Origin of the sequence: Paraburkholderia lycopersici (assembly GCF_900096975.1) — a bacterium.
GTDB classification, from domain to species: Bacteria; Pseudomonadota; Gammaproteobacteria; order Burkholderiales; family Burkholderiaceae; genus Paraburkholderia; species Paraburkholderia lycopersici.
In genome coordinates, this window is the sequence record NZ_FMYQ01000029.1 from 19,265 (window position 1) to 34,208 (window position 14,944).

The window sequence follows — 14,944 nt, forward strand, 5'->3', positions numbered from 1 at the left end:
CGATGCGATCGAAGGTCTTCGCGCTATCGCGAGCGTCTGCGAAAGCGTTGTCTCCGCAGTGCTCTTTCACTCCTGCGAAAGCGGCTGTCGCTGGCGTCATGCTGCTCTCGCGTGCTCCTCTTCGTCTGCGCATCGCTGCGTATTTGCAGCGTGTCCCGAGCACGTTGCGCGAGACGCCAGGGATTCCTGAGCCTTCGCGAACCGACTCGCTTGCGAGTCGAGGCGTGCGCGTCGCACGTCGCCGGGAGCGAGGCGGCGTGCATTGCGCACGCCGCGCTTCATCGTTGCATCTCTTGGCTACTGTTTACTACTGATGCTTCAGTCGTCGCACGACGCATGCGGCGTTGCACCGCGCGCATCGTGCACTGCGAGCTTTCCTCGCAGTTACTGGCAAGCCTCGCACTCTTCGAAGCCGGGGTCGCCCGGACGCATCATGCAGACCGGACCCTCCGCTTCCGGCGCGGCTTCGACTGCTGCTGCCGGCGCCGACTGCAGGGTGGTCGAACCCGCGCCGCCAGCCGCTGCGCCGAAGGCACCGCCCGATGCGCCGCCAAATGCGCCCCCGGCGTTGCCGCCTCCCTCACCGCCCGTGGGCACCGCGTTGAGCGCGCCGTGCGCGACCGTCGACTTCTCGACGTGCGTGGCCGCCATCGTGCGCAGGTAGTACGTGGTCTTGAGGCCGCGCACCCAGGCGAGCTTGTAGATTTCGTCGAGCTTCTTGCCCGATGCGCCCGCCATGAAGATGTTCAGCGACTGCGCCTGGTCGATCCACTTCTGGCGACGCGAAGCCGCTTCGACGAGCCACGTCGGATCGACTTCGAACGCCGTGGCGTACACAGCGCGTAGATCGGCCGGCACGCGGTCGATGCGCGAGAGCATGCCGTCGAAGTACTTCAGGTCGGCGACCATGACTTCGTCCCACAGGCCGCGCGCCTTCAGGTCGCGCACCAGGTAGTCGTTCACCACCGTGAATTCGCCCGAGAGGTTCGACTTCACGTAGAGGTTCTGGAACGTCGGCTCGATGCAAGGCGACACGCCGATGATGTTCGAGATCGTCGCGGTCGGCGCGATCGCGATGCAGTTCGAGTTGCGCATGCCGTGCGTCGCGATGCGCTCGCGCAGCGAGGCCCAGTCCATCGACTCGCTCGTGTCCACTTCCACGTAGCCGCCGCGCTGCTCGGCGAGCAGCTTGAGCGTGTCCTGCGGGAGGATGCCGCGATCCCACAGCGAGCCGCGGTAGGTCGAGTAGCGGCCGCGCTCCGCAGCCAGTTCCGTCGAGGCCCAGTAGGCGTAGTAGCAGACGGCTTCCATCGAGCGGTCGGCGAATTCCACGGCTTCCTGCGAAGCAAACGGCGTGCGCAGCACGTGCAGGCAGTCCTGGAAGCCCATGATGCCCATGCCCACCGGACGGTGCTTCAGGTTCGAGTTGCGCGCCTTCGATACCGCGTAGTAGTTGATGTCGATGACGTTGTCGAGCATGCGCATGGCCACGCTGATGGTGCGCTTGAGCTTGTCATGATCGAGCGCGAACGTACCGTCGGCCTGCTCGACCATGTGCGCGACGAGGTTCACCGAACCCAGGTTGCACACGGCGATTTCGCTGTCGCTGGTGTTCAGCGTGATTTCCGTGCACAGGTTCGACGAGTGGACGACGCCCACGTGCTGCTGCGGCGAGCGGATGTTGCAGGGATCCTTGAACGTGATCCACGGATGGCCAGTTTCGAACAGCATGCCGAGCATCTTGCGCCACAGTTGCGCCGCCGGAATCTTCTTGAAGAGCTTGATCTCGCCGCGCGCGACCTTCTCTTCGTAAGCCGTGTAAGCCTGCTCGAAGTCGGCGCCGAACTTGTCGTGCAGGTCCGGGCAGGTCGAGGGCGAGAACAGCGTCCAGTCGCCGCCTTCCATCACGCGCTTCATGAACAGGTCGGGAATCCAGTTCGCCGTGTTCATGTCGTGGGTGCGGCGGCGGTCGTCGCCGGTGTTCTTGCGCAGCTCGAGGAATTCTTCGATGTCGAGGTGCCACGACTCCAGGTACGCGCACACCGCGCCCTTGCGCTTGCCGCCCTGGTTCACGGCCACGGCCGTGTCGTTCACGACCTTCAGGAACGGCACGACGCCCTGCGACTTGCCGTTGGTGCCCTTGATGTGCGAGCCGAGCGCGCGCACGCGCGTCCAGTCGTTGCCGAGGCCGCCGGCAAACTTCGAGAGCAGCGCGTTGTCCTTGAGCGCCTCGTAAATGCCGTCGAGGTCGTCGGCGACCGTCGTCAGATAGCACGACGAGAGCTGCGAGCGGTGCGTGCCCGAATTAAACAGCGTGGGCGTCGACGACATGAAGTCGAACGACGAGAGCACGTTGTAGAACTCGATCGCGCGCGCTTCGCGGTCGATCTCGTTGAGCGAGAGGCCCATCGCGACGCGCATGAAGAATGCCTGCGGCATTTCGATGCGCGTGCCGTGCACGTGCAGGAAGTAGCGGTCGTAAAGCGTTTGCAGACCAAGGTAGCCGAACTGCAGGTCGCGGCTCGCGTCGAGCGCGTTGCCAAGACGCTTCAGGTCGAACTGCTGGAGCTTGTCGTCGAGCAGGCCCGCTTCGACGCCACGCTTGACGAACTGCGGGAAGTAATCGGCGTAGCGCACGGCCATGTCGGCTTGCGTGACTTCCTCTTCGAGAATTTCGCGACGGATCGTGTGCAGCAGGATGCGAGCCGTGACCTGGCTGTACGCCGGGTCCTTTTCGATCATCGTGCGCGCAGCGAGGATGGCCGAGTCGTAGACCTGCGACATCGGCACGCCGTCGTAGAGATTCTTCACCGTTTCCGCGACGATCGGGTCGGCGTTGACCGCGTCGCCGAGACCCTCGCACGACGAGACGATCAGCGCGCGCAGCGCGTGCATGTCGAGCGGGCGCGTCACGCCGTTGTCCGTGACGTTGATGCCGGGCGCCGCGGACGCCGCCGTTTCCGGCGCGTGCGCGCGCTCCTGGTTGCGCTTCTCGCGATACAGCACGTAGGCGCGCGCGACGTTGTGCTCGCCGCCGCGCATGAGCGCGAGCTCGACCTGATCCTGGATGTCTTCGATATGGAACGTGCCGCCGGTCGGACGGCTGCGCACGAGCGCGCGCACGACGTTCTGCGTGAGCTGTTCGACGAGCTCGCGCACACGCGCCGAAGCCGCGCCCTGGCCGCCGTTCACGGCGAGGAAGGCCTTCGTCATCGCGATCGCGATCTTCGAAGGCTCGAACGACACCACGCTACCGTTGCGGCGAATCACCTTGTGGTCGGCGAACTGCTGCGCGCTCGACTGGCCGTCCTGCGGCTGGCCGCCCAGCGTGTGCGCGGCGGGCGCGCCTTCATACCGGGTCGAGACGTTATCGGTCGTTTGCATGTGCAAAGCTCCTGTGGTCCTGGAAAGGTGCGAAGAGAGTTCGCGGATTAAGACGGACGCCGACGGCGTGCCCCCGTGTGCACACTCGATCGGGCGGAGAAAAAAGACCAGCCTGGCGAGGCTGCCGGATGCGACAAGGCAGATGAGTCACGAACTGCTGCGGTCTTCATCGTGGATGTCGCGATCATTGGCTGTACCTTCTCTCTCGATTACAGCCGGTGCGCCGGTTCTCTCGGCCGACGCCACCGTACAAAAGTTTCTTTTTCCTATGCCGCTAACGCGCGCGGCGCCATGCTCGTGGAGCGGGGCGCCGCAGTACAACACAACATATGGTGTGAAGCCTTGTTTCGGGTACAAAGTATAGTGGAAGATATGAGGCGATCCAATGGCTTTTTTCACTGGTCCCATCTTGACAAGACCACAAGCCAAGCCGCGCGGGCGTTGCCGCCGGATGCATCTTCGAATGGTCTGCGAGGAGAGCGGTAACGCGCCGCGTTCGCATGCGCGGCATGCTTATTTCTTGTGCAGATTGCGAGGCGCCAGCTTCAGTTCGAGCGCTTCATGAAGTCGCGCCCTGCGCGTCGCATCCCTGGATATAGGGGAAGCTGGCCGCGCCAAGCCGGGTATCGCGTTGCAAGCGCGCCCAGTCGAAATGCGGACCGGGATCGGTCTTGCGCCCCGGCGCGATGTCCGAGTGGCCCGCCAGCGCCTCGATCGGATAACGCGCGACGAGCGCCTTCACGAGCGCCGCGAGCGTGGCGTACTGCGCCGCCTCGAAGGCCGTCGTGTCGCTGCCTTCGAGCTCGATGCCGACCGCGAAATCATTGCAGCGCTCGCGCCCGAAGAAACTCGACGCGCCCGCGTGCCAGGCGCGCTCGTCGCACGAGACGAACTGCTCTAGCGCGCCATCGCGATGGATGACGAAGTGCGCCGAAACGCGCACGCCACGCAGATGCGCATCGAAATACGGATGCGCGTCGCAGTCGAGGCGGTTGAGGAAGAGATCGGCGATCTCCGGGCCGCCGAACACATTGGGCGGCAGGCTGATGTTGTGGATGACGATCAGCGTCGGCACGGCGCCTTGCGGGCGTGCCTCGAAGTTCGGCGACGGCAGGCGGCGCGCGCCGGGCACCCAGCCCTGCGCATCGACCTCGTATGCAGGCATGCGCGGCAGTGGCGGCGATGCAGCGATGCTCATCGTGCGGGACGATCCTGGGTTGTCGTGCGCGCGTCGTAGGCGCGCGCGTGCTCGGCGCTGCAGAACGAGCGCGCGCCCACGGTCACCGACTCGCTGCGCGGCGCATGCACGCCGCACTCCGCGCAGCGGACCATGGGCTCGGGCAACGCGCCCTTGTTCGCGTTCGCGCGCGCGGCGCCCTGCCCCGGCTGGACGCCGGGACGCGACTGCGGCTGCGCCCGGCGCAGCGCCTTGACGAACCACTGCCCGACCACGAACAGCAGGACGAGGAGAAGAATCTGTCTCATCGGAATACGTTTCTCAAACCACAGGGCGGTGCAGCAACACCTCGAAGACGAAACGGCTGCCCACATAAGCGAACAACAGCGCGACGAACGACGCGATCACCCAGCGCAGCGCGGCGCGCCCGCGCCAGCCCGAAATCTTGCGCGCGGTGAGCAGGGCGCCGAACATCAGCCACGACAGGAGCGCGAAGACTGTCTTGTGATCGAGCGAGAGCGGCCGGTCGATCAGTTGCTCGCTGAACACGATGCCCGAGGCGAGCGTGGCGGTGAGCAGCACGAAACCCGCGCCGATGAGACGGAACAGCAGCTTTTCCATCGTGAGCAGCGGCGGCAGCGTTTCGATCCAGTTCGAGAGCCAGCCGCCGCCACGATGGTTCGCGTTGCGCTGGAAGCCGGCGCCCTTCAGCGCGTGCAGACGCCGCTCGACGGCGAGCATCAGCACCGCATGCAACGCGGCGATCGCGAAAAGCCCGTAGGCGATGTTCGCGATGACGAAGTGCAGCTTGAACATCGGCGCGGCCGCATAAGGCAGCACGCGCACGCCGCCGAACACGAGCGGCAGGATCGACGCGACCGTGGCCAGCGGCAGCAGCAAAAGACGCAGGCCGTCGAGCGCGAAAAAAAAGCTTTCGATCCAGTAGATGCCTGCGCCGAGCCAGAACATGGCCGACAACGCAAACGCGAAGCCGAACACCATTTCGCTGGCGGGGAAGATCGTCATGTGCAGCAGCACGCCGTGCGCCGCGAGCGCGACGAAGAGCAGCGCCCGGGAAAGCGGGCCGAACGTCCGCGTGCGCAGGGCATCGCCGCCCGCGCCGACCGTCACCGGAACGGGCGGCACGCTGCCGAGCAGCGGCTCGGTGCCCGCGCGACGCAGCGCGCGCCAGTCGGCGGCGCACAGACCGCCGTACAGGAGCGCGGTGAGGGCATACAGTACAATATCCATGTTCGAAGTTTACTATAGGCCCCCTGGCCGCGCGGGATCGCGACGAAACGCGGCGCTTTCCCGTTTCGCGCGCGCGGGCCGGGCCGCACTGCTCACCGCCTCCCCATGCTCGACAATCTCACTCAACGGATGGCGCGCGTCGTCAAGACGCTGCGCGGCGAAGCCCGGCTGACCGAAGCCAATACGCAGGAAATGCTGCGCGAGGTGCGTCTCGCGCTGCTCGAAGCGGACGTGGCGCTGCCCGTCGTGCGCGAATTCATCGCCAAGGTGAAGGAAAAAGCGCTCGGCGAGGAGGTGATCGGCAGTCTTTCGCCTGGCCAGGCGCTCGTCGGCGTGGTGCAGCGCGAGCTGACCGCCGTGATCGGCGGCGACTACGAAGGCAAGGCCGCCGAACTCGATCTCGCCGTCACGCCGCCCGCGGTCATCCTGATGGCGGGCCTGCAGGGCGCCGGCAAGACCACCACGGTCGGCAAGCTCGCCAAGCTCCTGCGCGAGAAGTACAAGAAGAAGGTCCTCACCGTTTCCTGCGACGTCTACCGCCCTGCCGCCATCGCGCAGCTCAAGACGGTGACGGAGCAGGTCGGCGCCGACTTCTTCCCCTCGCAGCCGGACCAGAAGCCCGTCGACATCGCCAACGCGGCGGTGGACTGGGCCAAGCGCCACTACCACGACGTGCTGATCGTCGACACGGCCGGCCGCCTCGGCATCGACGAGGCGATGATGAACGAGATCGCCGCGCTCCACGCGGCGCTCAAGCCGGCGGAAACGCTGTTCGTGGTCGACGCGATGCTCGGCCAGGACGCGGTCAACACCGCCAAGGCGTTCAACGACGCCCTGCCGCTCACCGGCGTCGTGCTCACCAAGCTCGACGGCGACTCGCGCGGCGGCGCGGCGCTTTCCGTGCGCCACATCACGGGCAAGCCGATCAAGTTCGTCGGCGTCGCGGAAAAGCTCGACGGCCTCGAAGTCTTTCACCCGGACCGCATGGCGAACCGGATCCTCGGCATGGGCGACATACTCGCGCTCGTCGAGGAAGCGCAGCGCGGCGTGGACGTCCAGGCCGCGCAAAAGCTCGCCGACAAGGTCAAGAAAGGCGGCGACTTCGACCTCAACGACTTCCGCGCGCAGCTCTCGCAGATGAAGAAGATGGGCGGCCTTTCCACGCTCATGGACAAGCTGCCTGCGCAGTTCCAGCAGGCCGCGGCGGGCGCCGACATGAGCCAGGCCGAGAAGCAGATGCGCCGCATGGAAGGCATCATCAACTCGATGACGCCCGAAGAGCGCGCCAAGCCCGATCTCATCAAGGCCACGCGCAAGCGCCGCATTGCGGCTGGCGCGGGCGTGCAGGTTCAGGAAGTGAATCGCATGCTCAACCAGTACGACCAGATGCGCACCATGATGAAGAAACTGAAGGGTGGCAACCTGCAGAAGATGATGCGCGGCATGAAGGGCATGTTGCCGGGCATGCGCTGATCTTTCGATTTTGCGGGGCGCGAGCGCGTCGCATCGGGCGCGCCCGGCCCGCAACCGACGGGGCGCGCGAGCTGGACTGGAATGCGCGGGTTTATGCTGTAGCGCGCGCCGCCGTTATTTTCCACACTTCAATAGCTACAGCCACCTTCCCGCCAGAGTCATGAATCGCGAAGAAGCCCTGCACATTTTCCGCCACTCCGAAGAAATCGTTTCGGAAGGCGACGTCAATGCGTCGATCGGCCGGATGGCCGAATCCATCCGCGCCGAGATCAGCGAGGACTTCCCGCTCGTGCTGTCGGTGATGGGCGGCGCCGCCGTGTTCACCGGCATGCTGCTGCCGCATCTCGACTTCCCGCTCGAGTTCGACTACATCCACCTCACGCGCTACCGCAACGCCATCAAGGGCAGCGCCGAGATGCAGTGGCGCGTGGCGCCGCGCGAGTCGGTGAAGGACCGCGTCGTGCTCGTGCTCGACGACATCCTCGACGAAGGCGAAACCATGGCCGCGATTCGCGACCGCATCATGGAAATGGGCGCGAAGCGTTTCCTCTCGGCCGTGCTGTGCGAGAAAATTCTGCAGAAGGCCAAGCCGCTGCATCCCGACTACTGCGGCTTTTCGGTGCCGGACCGCTATGTGTTCGGCTGCGGCATGGACGCGAAGGGTTACTGGCGCAATCTGCCGACCATCCGCGCGCTGACCGAAGGCGCCTGAAGCTTCGTTCGCTTCCTCCACGACCGGCCACGCATCATGAAAAAAGCAGCCCGCGGGCTGCTTTTTTTGCCATCGACGCACCTGCCGTGCGCGCCTCAAAGGTGATGCACGAAGGTACGGATCCCCGCGAGTATCATCTCCACCGAAATCGCCACGAGCACGAGGCCCATCAGCCGCTCGAAGGCCGTCACCACGCGCTCGCCCAGCCACTGCTGGATGCGTTCGGCCATCACCAGCACGATTGCGCAGATCAACATCGTCACGACAAGCGCTGCGATCCATTCATAGAGTTTGCCCGGCGCCTGCGACGTGAGCAGCATGACGGTGGCGAGCGCCGAAGGCCCCGCGAGCGCAGGAATGGCGAGCGGCACGATGAGCGGCTCGCCGCCCTTGTCGGCGCCGCCGAACGGGCCGCCCGGATGCGGAAAGATCATTCGCAGCGCGATGAGAAACAGCACGATGCCGCCGCCGATGCGCAGCGACGTATCGGTGAGCCCCATCATGCGCAGAAAGCCGTTGCCGGCGACCATGAAGATGAGCAGGATCACGAAGGCGATCGCGACCTCGCGCAGGATCACGATCGCGCGGCGCTGCTGGGCAACGCCGCGCAGGCAGGTGATGAAAAGCGGGATGTTGCCGAGCGGGTCGGTGATGAGGAGCAGCAGGATCGTAGCGGACAGAAAGCTGTACTCCACGCTCGCAGCGCTCCTTTAACCGAGGTTACCGAATGAGGTTACCGAAATCGACCGGCCAATCGCGCGTCAAACCGCGATCGCCGCGCGAACCTTCTGCGCCACCGTCTGCGCGGCCGCTTCGGCCGCGAGCAGCGTCGCTTCGGTGTCGCGGCGACCCTGGTACTCGATCTTGCCGTCCTTCAGGCCGCGCTCGCCAATGACGAGACGATGCGGCACGCCGATCAGCTCCCAGTCGGCGAACATCACGCCCGGGCGCTCGCCGCGGTCGTCGAGGATCACGTCCACGCCCGCTTCGAGCAGTTCGTTGTAGACGCGCTCGGCGTGCTCGCGCACGAGCTCGCTGCGGTCCATGCCCATCGGGCACACGACGACCTGGAACGGCGCGATCGACTCAGGCCAGATGATGCCCTTCTCGTCGAAGTTCTGCTCGATCGCTGCGCCGAGAATACGCGTGATGCCGATGCCGTAGCAGCCCATCTGCATCGGCGCGGGCTTGCCGTTCTCGGCGAGGAACGTGGCGTTCATCGCGTCGGAGTACTTCGTGCCGAGCTGGAACACGTGGCCGACTTCGATGCCGCGGCAAATGTCGATCACGCCCTTGCCGTCCGGCGAGGGATCGCCCTTCTTCACGTTGCGGATGTCGGCGACGACGGGTTCCGGCAGGTCGCGCCCCCAGTTCACGCCCGTGGTGTGGAAGTCGACTTCGTTCGAGCCCACCACGAAATCGCTCATGTTCGCGACCGTCGAGTCGGCGATCACCTTGACCGGCTTCTTCGTGTTGAGCGGCCCGAGGTAACCCGGCGGCGTGCCGAACCATTCGACGATTTCGCTTTCCGTCGCGAACCGGAAACCGCCAAGGCCCTCGAGCTTGCCGACCTTGATCTCGTTCAGATCGTGGTCGCCGCGCAGCATGAGCAGCCAGATCGTGGGCTCGGCGCCTTCCTTGTCCGTTGCCAGGATGATCGACTTGATCGTGCTTTCGAGCGGGATGCCGAGCAGTTCCGCCACGGCCTCGCACTTGGCCGCGCCCGGCGTGGGCGTCTTCGTGAGCGCCTGCGTGGGTGCGCCGCGCTGCGCGATGAGCGGCAGCGCGTCGGCCGCTTCGACGTTGGCCGCGAAGTCCGAGGTCGGGCAGTAGGCGATGTCGTCCTCGCCCGTTTCCGCGATCACGTGGAATTCGTGCGACCCGCTGCCGCCGATCGAGCCGTTGTCGGCCGCGACCGCGCGGAATTCGAGCCCCAGACGCGTGAAGATGCGCGTGTAGGCGTCGTACATCTTCCGGTACGAGACCTTGAGACCTTCGACGTCCTTATCGAACGAATACGCGTCCTTCATGATGAATTCGCGCCCGCGCATCACGCCGAAACGGGGACGGATTTCGTCGCGGAACTTCGTCTGCACCTGATAGAAGTTCACCGGCAACTGGCGATAGCTCTTGATCTGGCCGCGCGCGATGTCGGTGACGACTTCCTCGTGCGTCGGGCCCATCACGAAGTCGCTCTGCTTGCGGTCCTTGAAGCGCAGCAGTTCCGGCCCGTATTGTTCCCAGCGCCCCGATTCCTGCCACAATTCGGCCGGCTGCACGGCCGGCATCAGCAATTCGATGGCGCCGGCGCGGTTCATCTCCTCGCGCACGATCTGCTCGACCTTGCGAATCGAACGCAGGCCGATCGGCAGATAGTTGTAGATGCCGCCGGCGACGCGACGGATCATGCCCGCGCGCACCATCAACTTGTGGCTGACGATTTCCGCGTCGGAGGGCGCTTCCTTCAGGGTGCCGATAAAGAAACGGGAGGCTTTCATTCAAATTATCCAAAAGCGGCGGCCCGGTGCAGACCGCCCGAAGAGGTGACCAACGGAGGAGTTCACGAACCCGCCATTATGACAACGCGCCGTGCGCCGCGCCGATGACGTTCGCCGGATTCGAAGCCGATCGCGCCCCGAACGCCGTTTGCGCGGCCGCGGCCATTCGGTTCAACTTTCCGGCCGCCGGGTGCGTGAGGACCGTTATCTGTTTATAATCAAAGCAATTTTAAAGGATTCGAAGGTGGTTGTATGCTGGATCGTGAGGGGTTTCGCCCGAACGTCGGCATCATCCTCTTGAACGCGCGAAACGAGGTGTTTTGGGGCAAACGGGTTCGCGAACATTCCTGGCAGTTTCCGCAAGGGGGCATCAAGTATGGTGAGACCCCCATGCAGGCAATGTATCGGGAGTTGCACGAAGAAACCGGTCTGCATCCGGAGCACGTCAAAATCGTCGGTCGCACACGCGACTGGTTGCGTTATGAGGTGCCGGACAAGTTCATCAAGCGCGAAGTGCGCGGCCATTATCGCGGTCAGAAACAGATCTGGTTTCTGCTGCGCATGGTCGGGCGCGACTGCGATATCTGCCTGCGTGCAACAGAGCATCCCGAGTTCGATGCGTGGCGCTGGAACGAATACTGGGTGCCGCTCGAAGCGGTCATCGAGTTCAAGCGCGACGTCTATCAACTCGCGCTAACCGAGCTCTCGCGCTTCCTGCGCCGGCCCACGCCGCGCCAGGAGCGCTTTGGCGTGCAGCCGCACGAGGTGCGCTATCCACGCATCGTGACGTCGGCGCACGCCGACGCGGTGCTGGCCGAGCCTCACCCGGGGCGGGCCGCAACGAACGACGACTGCGCTTGCCCGCAGAGTATCATCGAGCCTGCGCAGGACGAGCAGGACCAAGGGGCTTGAGCCAACGCAAAGAACGCCCGAACCGGTGAGGCCGGCGCCACGCGCGCCAGGCCTCGCGGTTCGCATTCGTGGCGCTGCACGTTCGTGACCAGCGCCGGTGCTTCGAGGAAAACCAATTTGAAACGATTTGCTCTTGCTGCGGTTTGCACCGCAGGCGGCGTGCTGTTTTTGGCGGGACTGGCGGGATGCTCCAGTTCCGGCCCCACCAACAAGGACGACAGCGCGTTCGTCTATCTGCTGGACCGCAAAGGTGTCTGGCAGGAGAACAAGCTCGAAGGCTTGCCGCCGTTGCCACAGGTGGGGGCGACCCTGCTCCCGTTCGACGTCTCGAACAATTCGCCGCTGAAGTTCGCCATCGATCCTGCTTCGCTCATGGTCGGCACTGACGGCGTCGTGCGTTACACCGTCGTCATCACGAGCCCGACGGGTGCGCGCAACGTGAACTACGAAGGCATTCGCTGCGACACCTACGAATGGCGTCTCTACGCGAGCCTCGACGCCGATCACAACGGCTGGGACCAGACCGTCGCGAACAACTGGTCGCGCATCGAGAACGGCACGCTCAACGCGTACCACTCGAGGCTTTATCAGGACTACTTCTGCGCGAACAAGATGCCGGTCGCGAAGGTGCCGACGATCGTCGAGAACCTGCGCTACGGCCGCACGCAGTCGTCGCTGGTGCGTTAAAACCGCCACGCCCTTCGCCTGTGCATGAAAAAAGCCGCTGCGGCCTTCGGGTCGCAGCGGCTTTTTTAGCTTCGTAATTCGCAACGATCAAATGAGCACGAGATTGTCGCGGTGAATCAGTTCCGGCTCGAGCATATAGCCGAGAATGCCCTCGATCTCGCCGCTCGGATGCCGATGGATCAGCTTCGTTTCGGCGCTGCTGTAGTTCGTGAGGCCGCGCGCCACTTCCACGCCTTCGCCATTCACGCACGCGATCACCTCGCCACGCGCGAACGCGCCCTGCACGCCGACCACGCCAATCGGCAGCAGGCTCTTGCCGTCCGCGGTGAGCTTCTGCACGGCGCCGTCGTCGATCACGACGTGGCCGCGCACCTGCAGGTGATCCGCCATCCACTGCTTGCGCGCCGCCATGCGCGCCGTACGCGCGATGAGCTGCGTGCCGATCTCCTCGCCTGCGGCAAGCCGCACGAGCACGTCCGCCTCGCGGCCGCTCGCGATCACCGTGTTCGCGCCGCTGTGCGCGGCGCGCTTGGCCGCGAGGATCTTGGTAAGCATGCCGCCCCGGCCGATGCTCGAGCCCGCGCCGCCAGCCATCGCCTCGAGTTCCGGTTTGCCGGCGTCGGCTTCGCGCACGAGCGTTGCGCCGGGATCCTTGCGCGGGTCGGCGGTATAGAGCCCGCTCTGGTCGGTGAGGATGATGAGCGCATCGCCTTCGATCAGGTTCGCGACGAGCGCGCCAAGCGTGTCGTTGTCGCCGAACTTGATTTCGTCGGTGACAACGGTGTCGTTCTCGTTGATGATCGGCACGACACCGAGGCGCAGCAGCGTGAGCAGCGCGGAGCGCGCATTGAGATAGCGTTCGCGGTCAGCCAGATCGGCGTGCGTGAGGAGAATTTGCGCGGTGCGAATGCCATGCTCGGCGAAGCGGCTTTCATACACCTGCGCGAGCCCCATCTGCCCGACCGCCGCGGCCGCCTGAAGCTCGTCGATCTCGCGCGGGCGCTTCGTCCAGCCAAGCCGCTGCATGCCTTCGGCGATCGCACCCGAACTCACCAGCACGACCTCTTTACCTTGCGCACGCAGCGCCGCGATCTGCGCGGCCCAGCGGCCGATTGCCGCATGATCGAGCCCGCGGCCGTCGTTGGTGACGAGGCTCGAACCGACTTTCACTACCAGACGCCGCGAATCGGCGATGACGGAACGCATGCTGCGCGGTCTCCCAAATCCAATGACTGATGACGCGTGAAGTTTCCTGGAGAGCCGACACGGCTCGCGCGCCGGCCAATGCGGCAAATTATTCCTGCGATTGCGCGGCGCCGCCGCCCTGCTCGTCGCGGAAGCGCACGTCGGAGGCGAGGTCTTCGGCTTCGGCCGCGCGGCGCGCGTCCGAGTGCGCCGAGACGTAGTCGTACACCGCGTAACAGAGGTTCTCGCAGCCCTGCCCCGTGAGCGCTGAAATCTCGAAGACGGGACCGTCCCACTCGAAGCGCTTTACGAAGTCGGCAATGCGCGCGGCGCGTTCTTCTTCCGGCACCATGTCGAGCTTGTTCAGCACGAGCCAGCGCGGCTTCTCATAGAGCGTCTCGTCATACTTGCGCAACTCGCCGACGATCGCCTTCGCCTCCGCAACCGGGTCAACACTTTCGTCGAAGGGTGCGAGGTCGACCAGATGCAGCAGCAAGTTCGTGCGCTGCAGGTGACGCAGGAACTGGTGGCCGAGGCCGGCGCCCTCGGCTGCGCCTTCGATCAGGCCCGGAATATCGGCGATCACGAAGCTCTTGCTCGGTCCCACGCGCACGACGCCAAGATTCGGCGCGAGCGTCGTAAACGGGTAGTCGGCGATCTTCGGCTTTGCATTCGAAACGGAAGCGATGAAAGTCGATTTGCCTGCATTCGGCATGCCGAGCAGCCCGACGTCGGCCAGCACCTTGAGTTCCAGCTTAAGCATGCGGCGCTCGCCGGGCTTGCCATCGGTCTTCTGGCGCGGCGCACGGTTTGTGGACGACTTGAAATGCAGATTGCCGAGACCGCCTGCGCCACCCTTTGCGACCATCACGCACTGCTCGTGCTCGGTAAGGTCGGCGATCAGCTCGCCCGTGTCGAGGTCGGTAATGACCGTGCCAACCGGCATGCGCAGCGTGATATCGTCGCCGCCCTTGCCATAGCAGTCCGAGCCGCGGCCGTTCTCGCCATTGCGCGCCTGATGCTTCTTCGTGTAGCGGTAGTCGATGAGGGTGTTGATGTTGCGGTCCGCGACCGCGTAGACGCTGCCGCCACGCCCGCCGTCACCGCCGTCCGGCCCGCCGAACGGGACGAACTTCTCGCGTCGCATCGACGCGCTGCCATCACCCCCATCGCCGGCGATGACTTCGATCTTCGCTTCGTCAATGAACTTCATGCGTTACTCCGTCCCGTGAATGTCGGTATTTTGCCCGCCGCAGCCGAAACTGGCCAACCTGGCCGAACGGCCAACGACGCCCGCAACCCTGAAAAGCCCTGGATAAACAAAAGGCCCCGCAAACTTCGCGGGGCCTTCCTTGCGTCGATTGCGAGCGGTCTAAAGCTTAGGCCGCTGCCGGGACGACGTTGACCATGTGCTTGTTGGCTGCGCCCTTGGTCGAGAATGTGACGTGGCCATCAACCAGCGCGTAGAGCGTGTGGTCCTTGCCGATGCCAACGTTGTTGCCCGGGTGCATGCGCGTGCCGCGCTGGCGAACGATGATGCCGCCGGCGAGGATCGCCTGGCCGCCATACACCTTCACGCCAAGTCGTTTCGACTCGGAATCGCGGCCGTTACGGGAAGAGCCGCCTGCCTTTTTGTGTGCCATGTGTTTGCTCCTTTACCTGCGT

The 14,944-nt window shown here is 64.8% G+C and carries 13 protein-coding genes; 4 read left to right on the plus strand and 9 right to left on the minus strand.

What is annotated here, in order from left to right; all coding sequences use genetic code 11:
* Positions 1-384: 384 nt before the first annotated feature.
* The 4 genes from BLU17_RS25505 to BLU17_RS25520 all read right to left on the minus strand — a co-directional run bounded on the left by BLU17_RS25505 (position 385) and on the right by BLU17_RS25520 (position 5,812).
* On the minus strand, positions 385-3,384 hold the full coding sequence (locus BLU17_RS25505) for a ribonucleoside-diphosphate reductase subunit alpha (protein ID WP_092003135.1): 3,000 nt from the start codon (positions 3,382-3,384) through the stop codon (positions 385-387).
* Positions 3,385-3,943: 559 nt separating this feature from the next.
* On the minus strand, positions 3,944-4,582 hold the full coding sequence (ampD, locus tag BLU17_RS25510; RefSeq protein WP_245747013.1) for a 1,6-anhydro-N-acetylmuramyl-L-alanine amidase AmpD: 639 nt from the start codon (positions 4,580-4,582) through the stop codon (positions 3,944-3,946).
* A complete protein-coding gene (locus BLU17_RS25515; RefSeq protein ID WP_092003138.1) occupies positions 4,579-4,869 on the minus strand; it encodes a PP0621 family protein in 291 nt (96 codons plus the stop codon). The genes ampD and BLU17_RS25515 overlap by 4 nt, the downstream gene beginning before the upstream one ends.
* A gap of 13 nt (positions 4,870-4,882) precedes the next feature.
* On the minus strand, positions 4,883-5,812 hold the full coding sequence (locus BLU17_RS25520) for a cytochrome C assembly family protein (protein WP_092003140.1): 930 nt from the start codon (positions 5,810-5,812) through the stop codon (positions 4,883-4,885).
* Positions 5,813-5,917: 105 nt separating this feature from the next.
* Here BLU17_RS25520 and ffh point away from each other — a divergent pair, with 105 nt between their 5' ends.
* Together ffh and BLU17_RS25530 are read left to right on the plus strand one after the other, a co-directional pair.
* Positions 5,918-7,285: a signal recognition particle protein gene (gene ffh / locus BLU17_RS25525; protein WP_092003144.1), complete on the plus strand. Its 1,368-nt coding sequence runs from the start codon at positions 5,918-5,920 to the stop codon at positions 7,283-7,285.
* A 160-nt stretch (positions 7,286-7,445) separates the two neighbouring features.
* Complete coding sequence (locus BLU17_RS25530; protein ID WP_092003147.1) at positions 7,446-7,997, plus strand: hypoxanthine-guanine phosphoribosyltransferase; 552 nt, start codon at positions 7,446-7,448, stop codon at positions 7,995-7,997.
* 95 nt (positions 7,998-8,092) lie between these two features.
* Here BLU17_RS25530 and BLU17_RS25535 read toward each other — a convergent pair whose 3' ends face one another.
* On the minus strand, positions 8,093-8,692 hold the full coding sequence (locus BLU17_RS25535; RefSeq protein ID WP_092003149.1) for a MarC family protein: 600 nt from the start codon (positions 8,690-8,692) through the stop codon (positions 8,093-8,095).
* A 66-nt stretch (positions 8,693-8,758) separates the two neighbouring features.
* Positions 8,759-10,495, minus strand: a complete 1,737-nt coding sequence (locus BLU17_RS25540; RefSeq protein WP_092003152.1) for a proline--tRNA ligase — start codon at positions 10,493-10,495, stop codon at positions 8,759-8,761.
* A gap of 252 nt (positions 10,496-10,747) precedes the next feature.
* Here BLU17_RS25540 and BLU17_RS25545 point away from each other — a divergent pair, with 252 nt between their 5' ends.
* Positions 10,748-11,407, plus strand: a complete 660-nt coding sequence (locus tag BLU17_RS25545) for an RNA pyrophosphohydrolase (protein ID WP_092003155.1) — start codon at positions 10,748-10,750, stop codon at positions 11,405-11,407.
* 117 nt (positions 11,408-11,524) lie between these two features.
* Entirely contained in the window at positions 11,525-12,094 is a 570-nt protein-coding gene (locus tag BLU17_RS25550) for a CNP1-like family protein (RefSeq protein WP_092003157.1), read from the plus strand.
* 87 nt (positions 12,095-12,181) lie between these two features.
* Here the strand turns inward: BLU17_RS25550 and proB are convergent, their stop codons facing one another.
* From proB to rpmA, 3 genes are all read right to left on the minus strand, one after another.
* A complete protein-coding gene (gene proB, locus BLU17_RS25555; RefSeq protein WP_092003159.1) occupies positions 12,182-13,300 on the minus strand; it encodes a glutamate 5-kinase in 1,119 nt (372 codons plus the stop codon).
* Positions 13,301-13,388: 88 nt separating this feature from the next.
* Positions 13,389-14,492: an Obg family GTPase CgtA gene (gene cgtA, locus BLU17_RS25560; RefSeq protein ID WP_092003161.1), complete on the minus strand. Its 1,104-nt coding sequence runs from the start codon at positions 14,490-14,492 to the stop codon at positions 13,389-13,391.
* 166 nt (positions 14,493-14,658) lie between these two features.
* Positions 14,659-14,922 (minus strand): 50S ribosomal protein L27, encoded by a 264-nt coding sequence (gene rpmA, locus BLU17_RS25565; protein ID WP_092003163.1) that lies wholly within the window; start codon positions 14,920-14,922, stop codon positions 14,659-14,661.
* Positions 14,923-14,944 lie beyond the last annotated feature (22 nt).